The 18,397-nt window shown below is 61.4% G+C and carries 21 protein-coding genes; 4 read left to right on the top strand and 17 right to left on the bottom strand.

Annotation, left to right across the window (positions count from 1 at the left end):
- Positions 1-29: 29 nt before the first annotated feature.
- From purQ to AC245Y_RS11250, 6 genes are all read right to left on the bottom strand, one after another.
- Entirely contained in the window at positions 30-701 is a 672-nt protein-coding gene (gene purQ / locus AC245Y_RS11275) for a phosphoribosylformylglycinamidine synthase subunit PurQ (protein WP_017960637.1), read from the bottom strand.
- Positions 698-1,252: an RNA 2'-phosphotransferase gene (locus AC245Y_RS11270; protein WP_017994198.1), complete on the bottom strand. Its 555-nt coding sequence runs from the start codon at positions 1,250-1,252 to the stop codon at positions 698-700. The genes purQ and AC245Y_RS11270 overlap by 4 nt, the downstream gene beginning before the upstream one ends.
- Before the next feature lie 44 nt (positions 1,253-1,296).
- Entirely contained in the window at positions 1,297-1,539 is a 243-nt protein-coding gene (purS, locus tag AC245Y_RS11265) for a phosphoribosylformylglycinamidine synthase subunit PurS (protein ID WP_012757626.1), read from the bottom strand.
- A 15-nt stretch (positions 1,540-1,554) separates the two neighbouring features.
- Positions 1,555-2,319 carry a phosphoribosylaminoimidazolesuccinocarboxamide synthase gene (gene purC / locus AC245Y_RS11260; RefSeq protein WP_003540062.1) on the bottom strand — a complete coding sequence of 255 codons (765 nt, stop codon included), beginning with the start codon at positions 2,317-2,319 and terminating at the stop codon, positions 1,555-1,557.
- 249 nt (positions 2,320-2,568) lie between these two features.
- Positions 2,569-4,860: a putative bifunctional diguanylate cyclase/phosphodiesterase gene (locus AC245Y_RS11255; protein WP_017994197.1), complete on the bottom strand. Its 2,292-nt coding sequence runs from the start codon at positions 4,858-4,860 to the stop codon at positions 2,569-2,571.
- A gap of 96 nt (positions 4,861-4,956) precedes the next feature.
- Positions 4,957-5,511, bottom strand: a complete 555-nt coding sequence (locus AC245Y_RS11250; RefSeq protein WP_012757624.1) for an alpha/beta hydrolase — start codon at positions 5,509-5,511, stop codon at positions 4,957-4,959.
- 175 nt (positions 5,512-5,686) lie between these two features.
- On the opposite strand from AC245Y_RS11250, the gene AC245Y_RS11245 reads away from it, so the two are divergent.
- Complete coding sequence (locus AC245Y_RS11245; protein WP_012757623.1) at positions 5,687-6,493, top strand: DUF2189 domain-containing protein; 807 nt, start codon at positions 5,687-5,689, stop codon at positions 6,491-6,493.
- Between the two features lie 149 nt (positions 6,494-6,642).
- Positions 6,643-7,110 (top strand): low affinity iron permease family protein, encoded by a 468-nt coding sequence (locus tag AC245Y_RS11240; RefSeq protein ID WP_017994195.1) that lies wholly within the window; start codon positions 6,643-6,645, stop codon positions 7,108-7,110.
- 210 nt (positions 7,111-7,320) lie between these two features.
- Here AC245Y_RS11240 and AC245Y_RS11235 read toward each other — a convergent pair whose 3' ends face one another.
- The 6 genes from AC245Y_RS11235 to AC245Y_RS11210 all read right to left on the bottom strand — a co-directional run bounded on the left by AC245Y_RS11235 (position 7,321) and on the right by AC245Y_RS11210 (position 12,477).
- Positions 7,321-7,740: a hypothetical protein gene (locus AC245Y_RS11235; RefSeq protein WP_017994194.1), complete on the bottom strand. Its 420-nt coding sequence runs from the start codon at positions 7,738-7,740 to the stop codon at positions 7,321-7,323.
- Between the two features lie 246 nt (positions 7,741-7,986).
- The gene (purB, locus tag AC245Y_RS11230) at positions 7,987-9,294 is read right to left on the bottom strand and encodes an adenylosuccinate lyase (RefSeq protein WP_017994193.1); all 1,308 of its coding nucleotides are present in this window, start codon (positions 9,292-9,294) and stop codon (positions 7,987-7,989) included.
- 118 nt (positions 9,295-9,412) lie between these two features.
- Positions 9,413-9,898, bottom strand: coding sequence for a hypothetical protein (locus tag AC245Y_RS11225; RefSeq protein WP_085989690.1), 486 nt, complete (start codon positions 9,896-9,898; stop codon positions 9,413-9,415).
- A 32-nt stretch (positions 9,899-9,930) separates the two neighbouring features.
- A complete protein-coding gene (locus AC245Y_RS11220; RefSeq protein WP_012757617.1) occupies positions 9,931-10,656 on the bottom strand; it encodes a DUF2259 domain-containing protein in 726 nt (241 codons plus the stop codon).
- Complete coding sequence (rpe, locus tag AC245Y_RS11215; protein WP_017994191.1) at positions 10,653-11,330, bottom strand: ribulose-phosphate 3-epimerase; 678 nt, start codon at positions 11,328-11,330, stop codon at positions 10,653-10,655. The genes AC245Y_RS11220 and rpe overlap by 4 nt, the downstream gene beginning before the upstream one ends.
- Before the next feature lie 64 nt (positions 11,331-11,394).
- Positions 11,395-12,477 carry a branched-chain amino acid ABC transporter substrate-binding protein gene (locus AC245Y_RS11210; protein WP_017994190.1) on the bottom strand — a complete coding sequence of 361 codons (1,083 nt, stop codon included), beginning with the start codon at positions 12,475-12,477 and terminating at the stop codon, positions 11,395-11,397.
- Between the two features lie 183 nt (positions 12,478-12,660).
- Here AC245Y_RS11210 and AC245Y_RS11205 point away from each other — a divergent pair, with 183 nt between their 5' ends.
- On the top strand, positions 12,661-13,155 hold the full coding sequence (locus AC245Y_RS11205; protein ID WP_003559728.1) for a flavin reductase: 495 nt from the start codon (positions 12,661-12,663) through the stop codon (positions 13,153-13,155).
- Between the two features lie 47 nt (positions 13,156-13,202).
- Positions 13,203-13,520, top strand: a complete 318-nt coding sequence (locus tag AC245Y_RS11200; protein WP_003540033.1) for a TfoX/Sxy family protein — start codon at positions 13,203-13,205, stop codon at positions 13,518-13,520.
- Here the strand turns inward: AC245Y_RS11200 and AC245Y_RS11195 are convergent, their stop codons facing one another.
- From AC245Y_RS11195 to AC245Y_RS11175, 5 genes are all read right to left on the bottom strand, one after another.
- Positions 13,521-13,943 (bottom strand): NUDIX domain-containing protein, encoded by a 423-nt coding sequence (locus tag AC245Y_RS11195; RefSeq protein ID WP_017994189.1) that lies wholly within the window; start codon positions 13,941-13,943, stop codon positions 13,521-13,523. It lies immediately after the preceding gene.
- 8 nt (positions 13,944-13,951) lie between these two features.
- Positions 13,952-15,517 carry a DEAD/DEAH box helicase gene (locus AC245Y_RS11190; RefSeq protein WP_012757613.1) on the bottom strand — a complete coding sequence of 522 codons (1,566 nt, stop codon included), beginning with the start codon at positions 15,515-15,517 and terminating at the stop codon, positions 13,952-13,954.
- A gap of 138 nt (positions 15,518-15,655) precedes the next feature.
- Positions 15,656-16,978, bottom strand: coding sequence for a peptidoglycan DD-metalloendopeptidase family protein (locus tag AC245Y_RS11185; protein WP_012757612.1), 1,323 nt, complete (start codon positions 16,976-16,978; stop codon positions 15,656-15,658).
- Positions 16,979-17,082: 104 nt separating this feature from the next.
- Positions 17,083-17,910 carry a ferritin-like domain-containing protein gene (locus tag AC245Y_RS11180; RefSeq protein WP_012757611.1) on the bottom strand — a complete coding sequence of 276 codons (828 nt, stop codon included), beginning with the start codon at positions 17,908-17,910 and terminating at the stop codon, positions 17,083-17,085.
- On the bottom strand, positions 17,907-18,380 hold the full coding sequence (locus tag AC245Y_RS11175) for a peroxiredoxin (RefSeq protein WP_012757610.1): 474 nt from the start codon (positions 18,378-18,380) through the stop codon (positions 17,907-17,909). Before AC245Y_RS11175 ends, AC245Y_RS11180 begins: the two co-directional genes overlap by 4 nt.
- Positions 18,381-18,397 lie beyond the last annotated feature (17 nt).

The raw sequence follows: 18,397 nt of genomic DNA, 5'->3' as shown, positions 1-18,397 counted from the left end.
CGAACAGAAGGATTTTCGTGGGCCGAGGTTCAGGCGGCGATGACGTCGAGCGCCGAGGCGAAGAGGCCGCGACCGTCCGAGCCGCCATGGGCAGCCTCGATCAGGTTCTCGGGATGCGGCATCATGCCGAGCACGTTGCCCTTTTCGTTCATGACGGCGGCGATATCGTTGATCGAGCCGTTCGGGTTGGTGCCCTCGGCATAACGGAAGACCACCTGGCCATTGCCTTCGATCGCAGCCAGCGTCGCATCGTCGGCGAAATAATTGCCATCATGATGGGCGACCGGGCAGCGGATGACCTGACCCTGCGCATAGGCGCGGGTGAAATCCGTCTCGGCATTGACGACTTCGAGCTTGATCTCGCGGCAGACGAATTTCAGCGAGGAATTGCGCATCAGCGCGCCGGGCAACAGGCCAGCCTCGACGAGGATCTGGAAGCCGTTGCAGACGCCGAGCACCTTCACGCCCTTTGCAGCCTTGTCGATGATCGCCTGCATGACCGGCATGCGGGCGGCGATCGCGCCGCAACGCAGATAATCGCCATAGGAAAAGCCGCCGGGGATGACGATCAGGTCGACATCGGGGATCTCGGTTTCCGTCTGCCAGATCGTTACCGGTGCCTGGCCGGAGATCTTGGTCAGGGCGGCGATCATGTCGCGGTCGCGGTTGAGGCCCGGAAGTTGAACGACGGCTGATTTCATGGGGTCCCTGCGTTTCGCGAAAGATATTGAACTGGAACGCTTTCGGCGAGCCATACTCCATTGTCGGAGACAAAGAAAGAATGACCTTCTGAAAACATGCGGGCCGCGTCCACACCTAGGATGATATGTTCACCCTTGCGGCGCGTTGCGACGATTTTCGCCGTTTCGACATCCGCCGACAGATGAACGTGGTGCCGCTGCATCTTCTTCAAGCCTTCGCGCTCGATCGACTGCCAGTTCGTCAGAGACGTGCCGTGAAAAAGAGCGGCGGGCGGTTCAACCTGGTTCAATGCGAGATCGACGTCGACGCTATGACCTTGGTTTGCGCGAATTCTGTTATCGGTAAGCGTAAAGCGCTTCTTCGGATTGTTCTCGACAATCTCGATGATATCGGCGCGGGAAACGTCGTATTTCGACGCCAACGCTTTTTCGAGTTCGTCAAACGACACCCAACCCTCGCTATCAAGCGTCAAGCCCGCGACATCAGGCGCATGACGCAAAACATAGCTCATATATTTCGAGACTTCCGTCTCCAGCTTTGCTTTCATCATGACGCCAAATCCTCAAAGTCCGCCAGACGACGGGTCTGTGATCATCAGTCGATCGCGATTGCGTAGTTCTCGATCACCGTGTTGGCGAGCAGTTTTTCGCACATGGCCTTGAGGTCAGCCTCGGCCTTGCCCTTGTCGGCGCCTTCCAATTCCAGGTCGAAGACTTTGCCTTGTCTTACATGGCCGACGCCCGAGAAGCCGAGGGCGCCAAGCGCACCCTCGATAGCCTTGCCCTGCGGATCGAGAACGCCGTTTTTCAGCGTGACGGTGACACGAGCCTTGATCACTTTGTCTTTCCTGCCTTACTTGACGAGAACCGGGCCGGTGCCGCGCACAGGCTCGTTTTCATTGATGATGCCGAGACGGCGCGCGACTTCGGAATAGGCTTCGAGCAACCCGCCGAGGTCACGGCGGAAGCGGTCCTTGTCCATCTTCTCGTGGGTTTCGATATCCCAGAGCCGGCAGCTGTCCGGTGAGATCTCGTCGGCGAGGATGATGCGCATCATATCGCCTTCGAAGAGGCGGCCGCATTCGATCTTGAAATCGACGAGCTGGATGCCGACGCCGAGGAAGAGGCCGGTCATGAAGTCGTTGACGCGAATGGCAAGCGCCATGATGTCATCGAGCTCGGCGGGGTTTGCCCAGCCGAAGGCGGTGATGTGCTCTTCGGAGACCATCGGATCGTCGAGCGCGTCGGACTTGTAATAGAATTCGATGATCGAGCGCGGCAGCACGACGCCTTCGTCTATGCCGAGGCGCTTGGCAAGAGAACCGGCCGCGACATTGCGCACGACGATCTCCAGCGGGATCATCTCCACTTCCTTGATCAACTGCTCGCGCATGTTGAGCCGGCGGATGAAATGAGTAGGGATGCCGATCTTGTTCAGATGGCTGAAGATATATTCGCAGATGCGGTTGTTGAGGACGCCCTTGCCATCGATGACTTCGTGTTTCTTCTTGTTGAAGGCAGTGGCATCGTCCTTGAAGAACTGGATCAAAGTACCCGGTTCCGGGCCCTCATACAGAATCTTTGCCTTGCCCTCGTAGATACGGCGGCGACGGTTCATCGTGGTCATTCTCTATTGTTGGCGCTCTTGGGATAGCGCGAGTGGATCGATCTCGTGGCGTCCCCTTAAAGGAAAAGAGATGGTTTCACAATCCGCCTGTCGCTCCTTCCCTGGTTTCCGGATTTCGCGGCCCGGTTCCCGATTTTACGGAATACTGCCAAGAGAATCGAATGAATTCGCAAGACCAGTTTAGCGCCTTTTCCTCTACGGTGGAATGAAGGCGAAATGGCGGGCCGCTTATGCAGGTTTTTATTTGGCGGCTCTGCCTGGCAGGGCGCGGCGAAGCTGCGCCTGCAAGGCGCGAGCGGCGATTTGCCCGTGGCGCCAGCTTCCGGCGCGGATGAAGGAGGGGATCTGCATGGCCGGCATCGGCCGGGCGAGCGCATAGCCCTGCAGCGTGTCACAGTCGAGTTCTTCGAGAATGCGGATATGCTCCGCCGTCTCGACGCCCTCGGCGATGACGAGGATGTTCAGCGAGCGACCGATATCGATGATCGAGCCGACCAGTTTGCGCTGCTCTGCCGATTGCGGCAGCATGCGGATCAGCTCGCGGTCGATCTTCAGCGTCTTCGGGCTCAGGCGCAGCAGGCTGACGATCGAGGCATGGCCGGTGCCGAAATCGTCGATCTGGATGTCGATGCCGAGCTTGCGCAGCTTTTTCAGGTTGGCGACCACCGCCTCGTCGCAATCGTCGAGCGAGATCGATTCCAGCAGCTCGAAGGAGAAGGTGCCGGGCTCAATCTTCAAGGCGCGGAGCTTTTTGCCCAGATCGGGATCGGCGAGCCGCCTGGCGGAGACGTTGACCGATATCTTCGGGATGGCCAGCCCGTCCTTCAGCCACACCTTCCGGTCGGCAATGGCACGCTCCAGGATGAGGGCGTCGATGGTCGAGACGACGTCGAGATCCTCTGCAATGTCGAGGAAGCGGTCGGGCGTCAGCAGCCCGTGCACAGGGTGCTGCCAGCGGGCAAGTGTTTCGACGCCTGCGACATCGAGCGTGCGGGCATCGAACTGCAGCTGATAGAAAGGCACGAATTCATTGCGCTCAAGACCGATCAAGATCTCGTCGGCAAGGTGCTTGGCGGAGATGATGTCGCGGCGGGCAGCGGCCGAGAAGAATTCGAAGCGGTTGCGGCCCAGGCCCTTGGCACGGTAGAGGGCGATATCGGCGTCGAGCAGCATCTGCTTGGCGTCGAGCGTCGGTCCGCTATCGATGGCGATGCCGATGCTGGCGCCGAAACGGCAATCGTGTCCCTCATATCTGACGGGTTTGCGCAATTCGCGGATGACACGTTCGGCAAGACTGGCGATCTTCTTCGATGCGGGATCGACGATGCAGAGGATGACGAATTCGTCGCCGCCGATGCGGGCCACGAAGTCGACGGCGCGGACGGACGTTCTCAGCACGCTTGCGGCATGCTGCAGCATGGCATCGCCGGCCCGGTGGCCGAGCGTGTCGTTGATCTGCTTGAAGCGGTCGAGATCGATATGCAGGATCGCCATCGCCATGCCCTTGGCCCGGCATTCGGCCGCACGCTCGTCCAGCATCTTGTCGAGATAGCGGCGGTTCGGCAGGCCGGTGAGGTAATCGTGCAACGCCAGATGCTCGATGCTCTCCTTGGCGGCTTCGAGCTCGCGGTTGCGCGCCTCGGCCAGATCCTTGGCACGGCGCAGCTCGTTGCGCAGTGCGACTTCCTCGGTGACGTCCCAGTTGGCGCCGATCAGCTTGCGGTGGCCGTTGCCGTCGATGAAGAAGGCCGAGCGGGCGCGGATGACGCGTTCGGCGCCGTCGCCGCGGATGATGCGGTATTCCTGCTGGAAATCACTGCCGCTTTCGACGCTACGGTCCGACAAGCCAAGCACACGCTCGCGGTCGTCGGGATGCAGGCTTTTCGCCCAGGCGTCGCTGGCGATCTGGCGTGAGGCGCCCTGCAGCCCGTAAATGGCAATGAGGCGGTCGTCCCATTCGACGGTATCATGCTCGATATCCGCCTCGAAGACGCCGATGCGGGAAATCTCCAGCGCCAGATCGAGCCGGCGCGACAGACGCGACAGCGTCTCCTCGGCCTGCTTGCGGGCGGTGATATCGGTATCCGTGCCGACGATGCGCGTCGGCACGCCATTCTCGTCCCATTCCACGCAGGCGCCGCGACACTCGATCCAGACCCAGTGGCCATCCTTGTGACGCTCGCGATATTCGAAGATCTGGTAATGCGGATCGCCGGCATTCTGCCGGTCGATCGCATGGACGACGAAATCGCGATCATCGGGATGGACCAACTGCAGCCAGGTATCGTATTCGCCGGCGGCTTCTTCGTCGGGTGCCATGCCGCGGATGGTTTTCCACGTCTGCGAGTAATATTTCCGGTCGAGACGGTAGTTGTGATCCCATACGCCAAGGCCCGAGCCGACCAGCGCATGGTTCCAGCGGGTTTCCCGCTCTGCCAGGTCGGAATCGTCGGTCGGCCCATTGCCGATACCTGCCTCAGCCGCATCGCCATGCGGATCACCGGCCTCTGGATGGGCTTTCTTCACGGGCATTCTCGCTTATCTCACCTCGGCGCAGTCTGCTGTCATTCCATTAAGAAAGACTTAGAAAGCACTTGCTCAACAAGCGGGATAGCGCCTTTTCCTCGATCAGGGGGAGAGCCGGCCGAGGAACTGGGCAAAGACCATGGTGCCTTCTGGCCACGGGCCGTGACCGGAATCGGCATTGATATGACCGGACTCGCCGGCATCGACGAGGAAGGAGCCCCAGCTGCTGGCGACATCGTCGGCATGCTCGTAGCTGCCGAACGGATCGTTGCGGCTGGCCACCGTGATCGACGGGAAGGGCAGCGGATCGCGCGGATAGGGGCCGAAAGTCATCAGGTGCTTCGGGCGAATGTCGGGATTGGCGACATCGGGCGGGGCGACGAGGAAAGCGCCCGCCACGCGATTGCGGAAATGCGGGATGGCGTGGATCACCGAGGGCACGCCCAGCGAATGGGCGACGAGGACGACCGGGCGGGTCGAGGCGTTCACCTCCTCGGCGATGCGGGCGATCCAGTCCTCGCGGACCGGCTTCGTCCATTCGGCCTGTTCGACGCGCCGCGCCGTGCTGAGCTTTGCCTCCCAGCGGCTTTGCCAGTGGCTCGGGCCGGAATTGGTGTAACCGGGGATGATGAGGATATCTGCGTCTGAGGCTTTCATAGTGCCGCCGATGTGAGAAAGCTGGTCCAAGATGTCAAGAGGGAGTGTCAAGGGAGAGAGCGACACAGGCGTTGAAAGTTGCTATATTGCTCCAGTGCCGGTTGCGGAATTCGTATCGGCTTGGCCGCCGATGCTGTCCGCCGCCGATCAGGTCTCGGCTGAGGAGGAGAAAACCATGGCGGCATTTCATGTCATGACGGGTGCCAGCGAAAGCTTGGCGCGGCCCGTTGTCAATCGCATCGGTATCGCTGACGTCTTCGACGCGCTAAAGCGCGGATACGAAGATTTCATGGAGAAACCGTCCCATTATGTGTTCCTGTGCCTGATGTACCCGATCGCCGGCGTCTTCCTGACGCTGTGGACCTCGGGCGCCAACCTTTTGCCGATGGTCTTCCCGCTGATGGCGGGTTTCGTGCTGATCGGCCCGATCGCAGCGATTGGCCTCTATGAGATCAGCCGCCGGCGCGAGGCCGGCCTCGACGCGTCCTGGACGCATGCGCTGGACGTACGCCATTCACCGGCGCTGCCGTCGATTGTCGCGGTCGGGCTGATGCTCTGCGGCCTCTTCGTCGTCTGGCTGGTGACGGCGCAGACGCTCTATAGCAATCTGCTCGGCGAGGTCTTTCCGCGCAGCATGGGGGATTTCTTCCGCCAGGTCTTCGGCACGTCAGAGGGCATGCAGTTGATCATCTGGGGCAATCTCACCGGCTTCGTCTTTGCGCTCGTCGTGCTGGCGATGACCGTGATCACCTTTCCGCTGCTGCTCGACCGCGATGTCGGGGCAGTCGCTGCCGTCACGGCGTCGATCCGCGCGACGATTCTCAATCCGGTGCCGGTGCTGCTCTGGGGCCTGATTGTCGCCGCGCTACTCCTCATCGGCACGATCCCGGTCTTTGCCGGGCTTGCGCTCGTCATCCCGATCCTCGGCCATGCGACCTGGCATCTCTATCGCAAGCTGATTGCGCGGGAAGCCACAGCGTAACCACGGCGCTTTCTGCGGGGAATCCCGGACCGGGAGGAATCTCGATTCCGGGGGGAACCTCGAACCTGCCTCGGAGTTTGTTTAGCCGAGAGCATGATGTCGTCGGCATCGTGCTCTGGAGACTTCGAGGGAGGATCTTTGAGGTGACGATGAAGCATCTGTTTGCCCACTTCGCAACCAAGGTATCGGAATGGGCGGGCAAGCCTGTCATCTTCATCCTGGCACTGATTGCCGTCGTCATCTGGGCGGCACTCGGCCCCTTCTTCGACTATTCGGAAACCTGGCAGCTGGTCATCAATACCGGCACGACGATCGTCACTTTCCTGATGGTCTTCGTGCTGCAGAACGCCCAAACGCGCGACACGCGAGCGATCCAGGCCAAGCTCAACGAAATCATCCTGACCAGCCATGCCGAAAACCGTTTCATCGGCATCGAGAATCTCGACGAGGAGGAGCTGAAACGTCTCGACGAGCTGGTCGCCAAGGCCGCAAAGGGCAGGGGCGAGACGGAGGCTTGCAGGACAGAGGAGTCAACCGAAGCAGCAAATGCGACACCGTCGAAAAAGGCGGAAGTGCGCAAACGACGGGTTTCAGCCAAGCCGGTGAAGCAGAGGTAGAGATCGGTCGACTAATTTTATTGGGCTTACCGACTGCCTGAGATCAGCGTGCGGAGGTCTTGATCTCCCTGAGCTTGGGCATGTCCCCCCCGCAAGGAGATGGAGGGCCGAACAAAGAAAATCCCGTGTCGCATGTTCAGACAGTCGAAGTTTGGTTCTTGGGCCGGCGGCATCCTCAGATCACCATGCCGGGCCGCCATCGCAGCACGACTATTCGACAACGGTGATATTCAACACACCTTCGTCGACATGGCCGTTTTTATCGGACGTGCGAACAACAATTCTGTCCTTGCCGACAAAGCCCTTGTCAGAGGTGTAGTACCCTACCGTGGCAAGCACCTTTGTACCATTGCACTTCTTATATTCGCCCTTGCCGTTGGGGAACGCGAGTTCGCGCAGGCTCTCCACTTTGCCATGCTTAGGGGACTCGCGAATGCGGACCTCTGGTACTGCTTTTGCGCTGCAGTCAGGATTGAGACTGAAGGCGACACCAAGCTTGGTGCGCTCACCGCTTGCCGCGGTGACATTTTTTTGATGACGCGACAATCCATCCGAACCGGTCGTCGTGCAACTAGTCAACGCTGCACTGGCGCACATCGTGGCAACCGACAGAATGAATGCTTTCTTCATGAGAATCTCTGTTGTCATTGTTGATATTGTGTTTTGGGTGGCAGGCGTCACTGCGTCAGCGGCTGAATCCGGTCATAGCGAACCGTGAAGCAGGGGGCGACTTTCACCTCTCATCAAATCCAAAAACGCGAAATGCGTCGGCCGGGCGTGGGGATATCATCATCACTGAGATCCAAAGCGCTACTTCCGAAGCAGACGTCGAGCTTATCGCTCGCTTCAATCGATAAGCACCGATCTCAAGCCCGCTCACGCCGCCCCAAACACCCGCCGGAAAATCGTGTCGACGTGTTTGGTGTGGTAGCCGAGGTCGAATTTTTCGCGGATGTCCTCTTCCGACAGGGCAGCGCGGACTTCGGCATCGGCAAGCAGTTCTTCCAGGAAGTCCTTGCCCTGTTCCCAGACCTTCATGGCGTTGCGCTGGACCAGCCGATAGGCATCCTCGCGGGAGGTGCCGGCCTGGGTCAGCGCCAGCAGGACGCGCTGCGAATGGACGAGGCCGCGGAACTTGTTGAGGTTCTTTTCCATGTTCTCGGGGTAGACCAGCAGCTTTTCGATGACGCCGGCAAGCCGTGACAGGGCGAAATCGAGCGTCACCGTGGCATCTGGGCCGATCATGCGTTCGACCGAGGAATGCGAGATATCGCGCTCATGCCAAAGAGCGACGTTTTCCATCGCCGGCATGGCGTAGGAGCGAACCATGCGGGCAAGGCCGGTGAGGTTTTCGGTCAGAACCGGGTTGCGCTTGTGCGGCATGGCCGAAGAGCCCTTCTGGCCGGGCGAGAAATATTCCTCGGCTTCCAGCACCTCGGTGCGCTGCAGGTGGCGGATCTCGGTCGCCAGCCGCTCGATCGACGAGGCGACGACGCCGAGGGTGGCGAAATACATCGCGTGGCGGTCACGCGGGATGACCTGCGTTGAAACCGGCTCGGCCTTGAGGCCAAGGGCCTCGGCGACATGTTCCTCGACGCGCGGATCGATATTGGCGAAAGTGCCGACGGCGCCCGATATGGCGCAGGTCGCGACTTCCTCGCGGGCGGCGACGAGGCGCTGGCGGCAACGCTCGAATTCGGCATAGGCAAGCGCCAGCTTGACGCCGAAGGTGGTGGGCTCGGCATGGATGCCGTGCGAACGGCCGATGGTGACAGTGTCCTTATGTTCGAAGGCGCGGCTTTTCAGCGCCTCGAGCAGCCGGTCGATATCGGTAAGCAGGATGTCGGTGGCGCGTACCAATTGGACGTTGAAGCAGGTGTCGAGCACGTCGGACGAGGTCATGCCCTGGTGGACGAAGCGTGCATCCGGGCCGACGATCTCTGCGAGATGGGTGAGGAAGGCGATGACGTCGTGTTTGGTGACGGCCTCGATCTCGTCGATGCGGTCGACGTCGAAGGTGGCGGCGCCGCCTTTCTCCCAGATCGTCTTTGCCGCCGATTTCGGGATGACGCCGAGTTCGGCCAGCGCGTCGCAGGCATGCGCCTCGATCTCGAACCAGATGCGGAACTTGGTTTCGGGAGACCAGATGGCGACCATTTCGGGCCGGGAATAACGCGGGATCATGGGCGGCTGCCTTCACTTCAAGAGGTTTGAGCGTCTAAGACGCAATTCCGGACGCAAAACCGCTGGGCACTTTTGCTGAAATTGCTTTAGGCCCCTGTAGCAAAGACGGGCGGCAATCTCAACGCATGCGTTTGGCAAGATGATAGCTGCTTGCGACAAGGCAGACGAGGCCGAGCGGCAGGAAGAGACGCAGGCCGATCACCAGGAACTGGTAGACGGCGCTGATACTGGTGAAGACGAACTGGAAGGCCCAGACGATACTGCCGAAGGGGGCGTGCCAGCGCGAATAGAAGATCCGGTATTCCATGGCGAAGAGGAAGGCGGTCATCAGGATCGTGGCCGCTGTCAGCGTTACGAAAAAAGCGGCAAAACGTGCTTCCGGCTGCCTGCCATAGGCGAGGAAGCGGGCGACCGGCAGGGCGAACGGCCAGGCGAACAGGCCGCCGGCGAAATAGAGTGCGGCGATCTCGGCAAGGCGGCTCGTCTGCAGGCCGTTGCGCAGGTAAAGGCCGAGCATTGCGGCGGCAAGCATCTGCATGCCCCAAAGCAACGCACCGGCAATCAGATCGGGATAGGGCGGCCGTGCAGCTCTTAGACGATCCATCCTGGGGCGATCCGTCCTCGGGCGATCCATGCTCAGGGATGAACCGGAACGGCAATCCAGCGTCCGTTCCTGTCGGCATCGAAGGCCAGGACGAGGGCGATGTGAACCTGGTTTCCGGCCTCCGGCTGATAGACCACGGCGCCGCCGATCCGGTATTCGACGGAACATACGCGCTCGGCCGGAACTGCGGTGGCCTGGCGCGCCGCCTGCCGGTTCGGAGCGCCTTCCTTCTCGATCATCTGCAGGCTGAAGCTGATGACCCGCTTGTCGACTGCAGCGCAATCCTTCGGCGTCGGCACCGGCATCTCGCCGAGCGAGAGCGTGTAAGGCGCTTTCGGCGGGCCGTCGGTCGCAAGCGTCGTGTAGCGGATCGTCTTCGAAGGGGAGCCGAGTTCGGTCGGCGGATTGAAGGCGGCGATCAGGCCGGGATTGGTCAGGAGATCGTATTTGTCCATCTGGCTGCGCGCCGCCGTCAGGTTCTGCCGCCGCGCCTTGGAGAGATTGGCGTCCTTATCGGTCAGTTCGGTATGGAAGGGCGTGCCCTCGAGATAGTGGCCGTCTTCGGTATCGATGAAATAGGTGTTGGAGTAGGGAAGGTTGCCGCTCTCCTCGATGCCGAACTCCTGAAATCCAAAGACCTTGCCGTCCGCGGAAAAGCCGATCGGCTGGATATTGGCGATGTCGCCGGCAAGTGACAGGCCGGGCAGGCCGGCAAATGCGGCAGCAAGCATGCCACCGATGATCAGACGTTTGTTCATGCTCGTGCCCCTTCGGCTGCCTGACGCAGATCGGCGACAGTCCGGCGATAATCCTCGACCGTATCGCCCTTGAAAATTGCCGAGCCGGCGACGAGAACGTTGCCGCCCGCCCGCGCGATCGCAGGCGCCGTTTCCACCGTGACGCCGCCGTCGACCTGGAGTTCGATCGTCCGGTCACCGATCAGTGATTTCGCCGCCGCGATCTTGTTCGCCATCGCCGGAATGAATTTCTGCCCGCCGAAACCTGGATTGACCGACATGATCAGGATGAGATCGACATCGTCGAGCACGTTTTCGATAGCGCTGAGCGGCGTCGCCGGATTGATCGTCACGCCGACCTTCTTGCCGAGATTGCGGATGGTCTGCAGCGAGCGGTGCAGATGCGGTCCGGCTTCGGCATGGACGGTGATACGGTCGCAGCCGGCCTTGGCGAAGGCTTCGAGATAGTCGTCGACCGGCGAGATCATCAGGTGGCAGTCGAAGGTGGCCGATGTATAGGAGCGCAGCGACTTGATGACATCGGGGCCGAAGGAGATGTTCGGCACGAAATGCCCATCCATCACGTCGAGATGGATCCAGTCGGCGCCGGCGGCCGTCACGTCGCGCACCTCCTCGCCGAGCCTGGCGAAATCCGCCGCGAGGATCGAGGGGGCAATGCGAATGGGCAGCGTCATCAAATCTTACTCCGTATGGGCCGCCATTTGAGCGCCGGGCCCGAATTCAAGGCTGGCGCGCCGCTCATTGCGTCGGCGCGGCCGGTGGAAAAAAGCCGTTGCCCCGCCATTCGAGCAGGCGGTAGGGATTTTGCGAAAGTTCATGCGCACCGGTGAAGGCAATGGTGCCGACCGCTGTCTGGAATGTCGTGCCGAGAAGCGTCTCCTGGAGGGGTTTGCCCGCCGCAGCGGCGGCTTGCCCGGCCTGGCCGGCAATGAGGGCTGCGGCCAGCGACGGCAGGACATAACCTTCCGGCTCGATGCCTTTGGCGCGTAGCGCGTCGGCCGCAGCCGTGCCTTCCGGCAGGATGGCGTATTCGGGCAGGGCGACGGCACGCACGCCGGCATCCAGCGGCAGCGGCTGGTCGGCAGCGCGCATGGCATCGCCGCCGAGGATGGATAGCTGGATGTTCTCGACCTTGGCGTCGCGGGCGATGACGGCGACATCGTTGCGGTCGCCGCCGATGAAGACCCTGGTGGCGCCGGCTCGTTTCAGGCGGCGGACGAGGGCGATCTGCTGTTCCTGTCCCGGCCGGTAGGTGTCGGTAAAGACCGGCTTCAGGCCGTTCTGCTCCAGCGCATTGCGCACCGCTTCCGTCAGTTCGCGACCATGGATGGTGCCGTCCTCGATCAAGGCGATCGGATCGGCGGCCCAGTCCTTCAAGATCACCTCGATGATCTTTGCCGCTTCGGCACCGTCGGCGGGCGCTGCCCGAAAGAGCGGCCAACCGTTCTTCAGCGCATCCTCCATCAGGATGCGGGAGCGCACGGAGACGGTGATCGCGGGAATATTGGCGTCCTTCAGCTTCGGCAGCGCGCCTTCCAGCGTTTCGCTGCAGAGAAAGCCGACCGCGACCTGCACCTTTGCATTGACAAGCGCATCGGCGATCGCGGCACCGCTATTGTCCTCGCAGGTCTCGTTGATGGCGACGAGGGTATTTCCGGATTGCTGGATCTCGAAACCGGCGCCGGCGGCAATCTGGGCGCCGAGGAGGGCGAGCGGTCCGTTCTGAGGGGCGACGACACCGATCGTCAAGCCGGCCGCATGGCTTTCAGCCGCCGCTCCCAGCAGCGCCAGAAAAGCTGCTATGCCACGCAGGTTGATCATGAAAGGCGGAGATCCCTAGCCATCGTCCATGCCCTTTTATCCGCAAGGCCGCGATCGTCAAAGAAAAACAAGCGCAACACAGCGCTTTTCACCGGTCCTATTGTAGAAAAGGTAACCGATGCTCGCCATATTGGCGCGATAGCAAGTGGATCCAGACAGAGTAAGCGCGTACGGGAGAAGCAGGTGTTGAACAGGCAGCATATCGACCCCGGCCTTTATCGCGATGCCATGAGCCGTTATGCCGGCCATGTGCAGCTCGTGACGACGGCGATGGGCGAGCTGCGCCGCGGCGTCACCATCACCGCCGCCTGCTCGGTCTCGGACAATCCGGCCTCGGTGCTGATCTGCCTCAACAACACCAATCCGAAGAACGAGATCTTCTTTCGCAGCGGCATTTTCGCGCTGAACACGCTCGGCGCCCACCATCAGGGTGTTGCCGATGCCTTTTCCGGGCGCACGTCGCTTGCCAATGACGACCGTTTCGCCAGCGCCCGTTTCGAGATGCTTGCCACCGGTGCGCCCGTGCTAGCCGACGCACTTGCCGCCTTCGATTGCCGGGTGATCGATATCAAGGAAATGCCGACGCACAATGTCATCTTCGGCGAGGTCGCGGCTGTCCGCTTCAGCGAAAAGCACCCGGCGCTCATCTATATGAACCGGGATTATCACGCGCTGTGATAAGAGCGCCGTGCATCCTTTCGGAAGCATTTCGAGGGTAGTAGAGAATGGACAATGCCGGGATCGAGGAAATGTTTCAGGGGCTCGGCCCCGTCACGGTCAAGCGCATGTTTGGCGGCAAAGGTATCTATCATCTCGGGCGGATCATCGCGCTTGAAGTGCGCGACGAGATGCTGCTGAAGGCCGATGAGACGAGCGCCCCGGAATTTGCCGCTGCCGGCGCCACGCAATGGACTTATGAGGGCAAGAAGGGCAAGCCGGTAAAAATGCCCTATTGGTCGATCCCCGACGAGGCCTACGACGATCCCGATCTGATGGCGAAATGGGTGAGGCTTGCCTATGAGGCGTCGCTTCGCGCCGAATAGTTAGCCGCGTTCAGCGGGCGACAAGGCTGCGATCGCCGCCTTGGTGAAGGCCGACAGTGGCTCGGGTAAATCCGTCAGCGGAAACCAGCCGAAATCCGAAAGCTTGTCCGGTTCGGTCAGCTGCGGCTCGCCCTTGACGTCGCGGGCGAGATAGAGAATCGAGATCCAGTGTTGGCGGTCGGCATCGATGATCTGTTCGGTCATGCCGATTCGTTCGATGCGGCCGATCGTCAGACCGGTTTCTTCTTCGGCCTCGCGGCGCGCGGCAGTCTCAGCCGGCTCCATGTGATCCACCTTGCCGCCAACGATATTCCAATAGCCGGCTTCAGGTGGTCGCATGCGTTTGTAAAGAAGGATCCTGGCGTCGCGCAGAATCACCAGGCCAACGCCGAGACCCGGAAAATCAATGCCGGGCCTACCCATGATAATGCTTAGACCTTGGCGCTGCCGGCGATCAGCATGAAGGCGGGGATATCGTCGCCGAAGCCGACCGGGGTCGGGCCATCGTCGTGGTCGCGATGACGGCGGCGGTCGCGGCTGTCGTCGTTTGCCGGGTAAGGCCGACTGTTGCGCGCGTTGTTCTGCGGCTTCTGCTCTGCTTTGCGCTCGTTCTTCACGATGTCGGCCTTTACTGGTGCTGCTTCAATCACGTCGACGCCATTATCCTGTATGTCGTTATCAGATTTATGACTCGCGGCGGCGCGATTGCCTCGTCCGCGTCCACGATCCTTGTCGCCATTCTCTCTCGGCGCACGATCTCGGCCTGCACCATCTCTGGCGCCACGCTCGCGGCCGTTGCGGCGCGGGCGTTCGCTGTCCCGGCTGTCTTCTGCCGGCGGCGGCAGCGACGTCAGGTCACCGCTCAGCCATTCGACCTTTTCGCCGATCAGCTTCTCGATGGCATCGACGAACTTAGTGTCGCGCTTGGTGACGAGCGTGAAGGCGGCACCCGAGCGGCCGGCACGGCCGGTGCGGCCGATGCGGTGGACGTAATCCTCGGAATGAATAGGCACGTCGAAATTGAAGACGTGGCTGACATCAGGGATATCGAGGCCGCGGGCGGCGACGTCGGAAGCGACCAGAAGCTGGAGATTGCCGTCACGGAAGCTTTGCAGCGTCATCGTGCGGGAACGCTGGTCCATGTCGCCATGCAGGGCGCCGACCGAGAAGCCATGACGCTCGAGTGACCGGAAGAGATCGGCGACATCCTTCTTGCGGTTGCAGAAGACGATGGCGTTCTTGAGCTCGGTCTGGGCGCGGACGAGTTCTCGCAGAACCGCTCGCTTCTCGTAATCCTTGCCGTGGGAGGCGACGAAACGCTGTGTCACGGTCTCGGCCGCGGAAGCCGGCTTTGCGACCTCGATACGTTCGGGATTCTGCAGGAAACGGTCGGCGAGCTTCTGGATCTCCGACGGCATGGTTGCCGAGAAGAACAGCGTCTGGCGGGTGAACGGGATCATCTTGGCGATGCGCTCGATATCGGGGATGAAACCCATATCGAGCATGCGGTCGGCCTCGTCGATGACGAGGATCTCGACGCCGCTCATCAGCAGCTTGCCGCGCTCGAAATGGTCAAGAAGGCGGCCGGGGGTGCAGATCAGTACATCGGCGCCGCGTTCGAGCTTGCGGTCCTGGTCCTCGAAGGAAACGCCGCCGATCAGAAGGGCGACGTTAAGGCGATGGTTCTTGCCGTATTTCTCGAAATTCTCGGCGACCTGGGCAGCGAGTTCGCGCGTCGGTTCGAGAATCAGCGTGCGGGGCATGCGCGCACGCGCACGGCCCTTCTCCAGAAGCGACAGCATCGGCAGCACGAAGGATGCCGTCTTGCCAGTGCCGGTCTGCGCGATACCGCAAATATCGCGGCGCTCAAGCGCAAACGGGATGGCTCCCGCCTGAATAGGCGTGGGGATCGTGTAGCCCGCGTCCGTAACAGCGGATAGCACTTTTTGGCTTAAGCCAAGGTCAGCAAATGTCGTCAAAGGGAAAACTGTTTCCATTCCGTTCGGCCGAGCTCTGAACGAGTCGGCGGGATTGCATGCCGCAATGCAGCGCGACATAGCCCCGAATGGCCGGCAAGTCAAGAAATAGAGACGCCGCACCCATTGCAGAGTGAAGCGTTGGTTACCGGGCAGGAGTTACTTGATATAGGTGGCGAGTTTAAGGCCGGCATTCATGAAATATACTGGATCGACGGCATGGCCGTCCTGGCGCACTTCATAGTGCAGGTGCGTGCCCGTCGAGCGACCGGTGCTGCCGGCGAGGCCGATGACATCGTTACGGCCGACCGTGTCGCCGACCTTGACCAGAACCTCCGACATATGCCCGTAGCGCGTCGAGATGCCGTTGCCGTGATCGACCTCGACCATGTTGCCGTAGCCGCCGGTCCAGCCGGCCGAAACTACCTTTCCAGGTGCCGCCGGGCGAATTCGTTCGCCGGGCGAAAAGCGGAAATCGATGCCGGAATGGAGCGCGAGGCGGCCGAGGAAGGGATCGCGGCGATTGCCGAAGGGGCTGGTCACGTCCTTGCCGATAGCGGGATTGCGGAAGGGCAGGGATTCGGCGGTGCTGCGGACCTCCTCAAGACGAGTCAGCGCGCCGTCGAGCGCCACCAGAGAATTGTTGAAGTCGTCGTTGCTTTCGGGCTCGACATAGGGGCCGCCGACGGCATCGTCATCGTCTTTCTTGGCAGCGGTCTCTTCCGGTACCGGAATCTTGAAGCGGGTCAGCACGGTCTCGATGGCATTGGCGGCATTGCCGGCATCGCTCGTCAGCTGTTCGACACGGCTGCGCTGATCCTGTTCGACATCTTTAAGCGACAGCGTCACCTTGGAGAAGATGCGGTCGGCACGATCGCCGACGGTGTCGGTGGCCGGCACATAAGCAAGCGTCGAATTGTCGGGCGTCGCATCGGCGGGGGCGCCGTTCGCCAGCTGTTTCTCGATCGCCTCGATGCCGCTACCGGAGAGCGAAGCACGCTTGTCCTTGACATCGGGCGCATAGGACTGAACGGGCGAAGACGGCGCAGGCAGGGCGCCGTCCTTTTCCGTCAGGCCGGAGCTTTCGGCCCGGTCGAGCAGATTGTCGAGCTTGCCATGGCGCGAGGTCAACGCCATCTGCTGCTCCATCAGCTTGTCGACCTTGTCTTCGACCACCTGCTGGTCGAGAAGCTGGCGGGAGGTGATGCGGTCGACCTGGGCGCGGAGGGCGGCGATGCGGTCTTCATAGTCGTGCTGCATGCGGGCCTGGCGGGCCATGGTGGCGCCGATCAGGTCGTCGCGCAGCACGAGATAGGACGTGGCCAGGAGGTAGCCGATCGAGAAGACGCCGACGAAGCAGAAGGCAAGCGCGGCCATCCACGGCCGGACCGTCATATGGCGGACTTTGTCGCCGCTTGCGAGGATGAGGATATGTTCCTGCGCCCGCCTGCCGAATACCCGGTGCTGATGTCCGCTGTTCACGCAGGCTCTCCCGATTGATGCTCTACGCCTCTTTCGGAAATTAGACACCGTTATGGTTAATGAATGCTTTCATTGTCGTCGTCGCGTCATAAATTTCAGTGACTTCAAGCGTAGCTGATCGATGCGAGCGAGCGGTAGAAGGACGGCGTCAGCCCGGCCTCGGCGCGGGCAAGATCGTTGAAGGGCGGCTTCAGCGGTCCGCGGAAGTTGGCGCGCACCAGCTCCTGGAAGGCCTTTGCTGGATCGCGCTTCTCGCGGGCGCAGAGGAAGCGGAACCATTTGGCGCCGACGGCGACATGGCCTTTCTCGTCATTGTAGATGACGTCGAGCACCGCAGCACTTTCGAGATCGCCTGTCTGGCGCATTTTCGCCTGCAGCGACGGCGTGACGTCGAGGCCGCGAGCTTCCAGAATCAGCGGCACGACGGCGAGCCTTGCCGTCAGATTGTTGCGCGTCGAATGGGCTGCCTGCCAGAGCCCGTCATGGGCGGGAAGATCGCCGTAATCGGCGCCGAGATCGTTGAGCCTGGCGCGCACCATGCGGAAATGCTTCGCCTCCTCGAAGGCGACCAGCATCCAGCCGTCGAAAAAGGAATTCGGCACCTGCTCGGTCGCGAATCGCGCGACGATATCGAGCGCCAGATCGACGGCGTTGAGCTCGATATGGGCGATGGCATGGAGCAGGGCGATCCGGCCTTTGAGCGTATGCAGCGAACGCTTCTCCACCTGGGTCGGCGGCGTCAGCACCGGTTTCTCAGGACGGCCGGGCCTGTCGGGCAGGGCTGCATCGAGCGGGGAGCGCAGCGACACCCGGCGCGCAAACCAGCGGGTGGCGCTTTCCTGTGCAAGTGCCGTCTTGCGGTCGAGATCGGCGGACGAGATTGCATCGATGGCGCCGCCGCGCAGCGAGGTTATCGTCAGATCCCCTATCACGCTGCCAGGTTCCTCACGGCCTCGAGCACGGTTTCGGCATGGCCCTGCACCTTCACCTTCTGCCAGATGGTGGCGATCGTGCCGTCCTGGCGGATCAGGAAAGTGGTACGCTCGACGCCCATGAAGTTGCGGCCGTACATGCTCTTTTCCTTCCAGACGCCATAGGCCTGCAGCGTCGTCTTTTCCTCGTCCGAGGCGAGCGCCACCGAAAGACGGTGCTTCTTGATGAACTTGTCATGGCAAGCGGCCGAATCGGGTGACATGCCGATGACGGCAGCACCCGCCGCTTCGAACTCGGCTGCTAACGCGGTGAAAGCCAGCGATTCGGCGGTGCAGCCCGTCGTGTCGTCCTTGGGATAGAAGAACAACACCAGCGGCTTGCCGTGGAATTCGGCCAGCGAAACGCGGCCGCCGCCGTCGCGGGGAAGGTTGAAATCAGGGGCCGAAACGCCGATGCCGGGAACCGCCATTAGGAAAACCTTTCTTT

This window comes from Rhizobium sp. SRDI943 (assembly GCF_057653695.1).
Note: the sequence above shows the minus strand (reverse complement) of the source record. Positions and strands in the feature narration are given on the sequence as shown.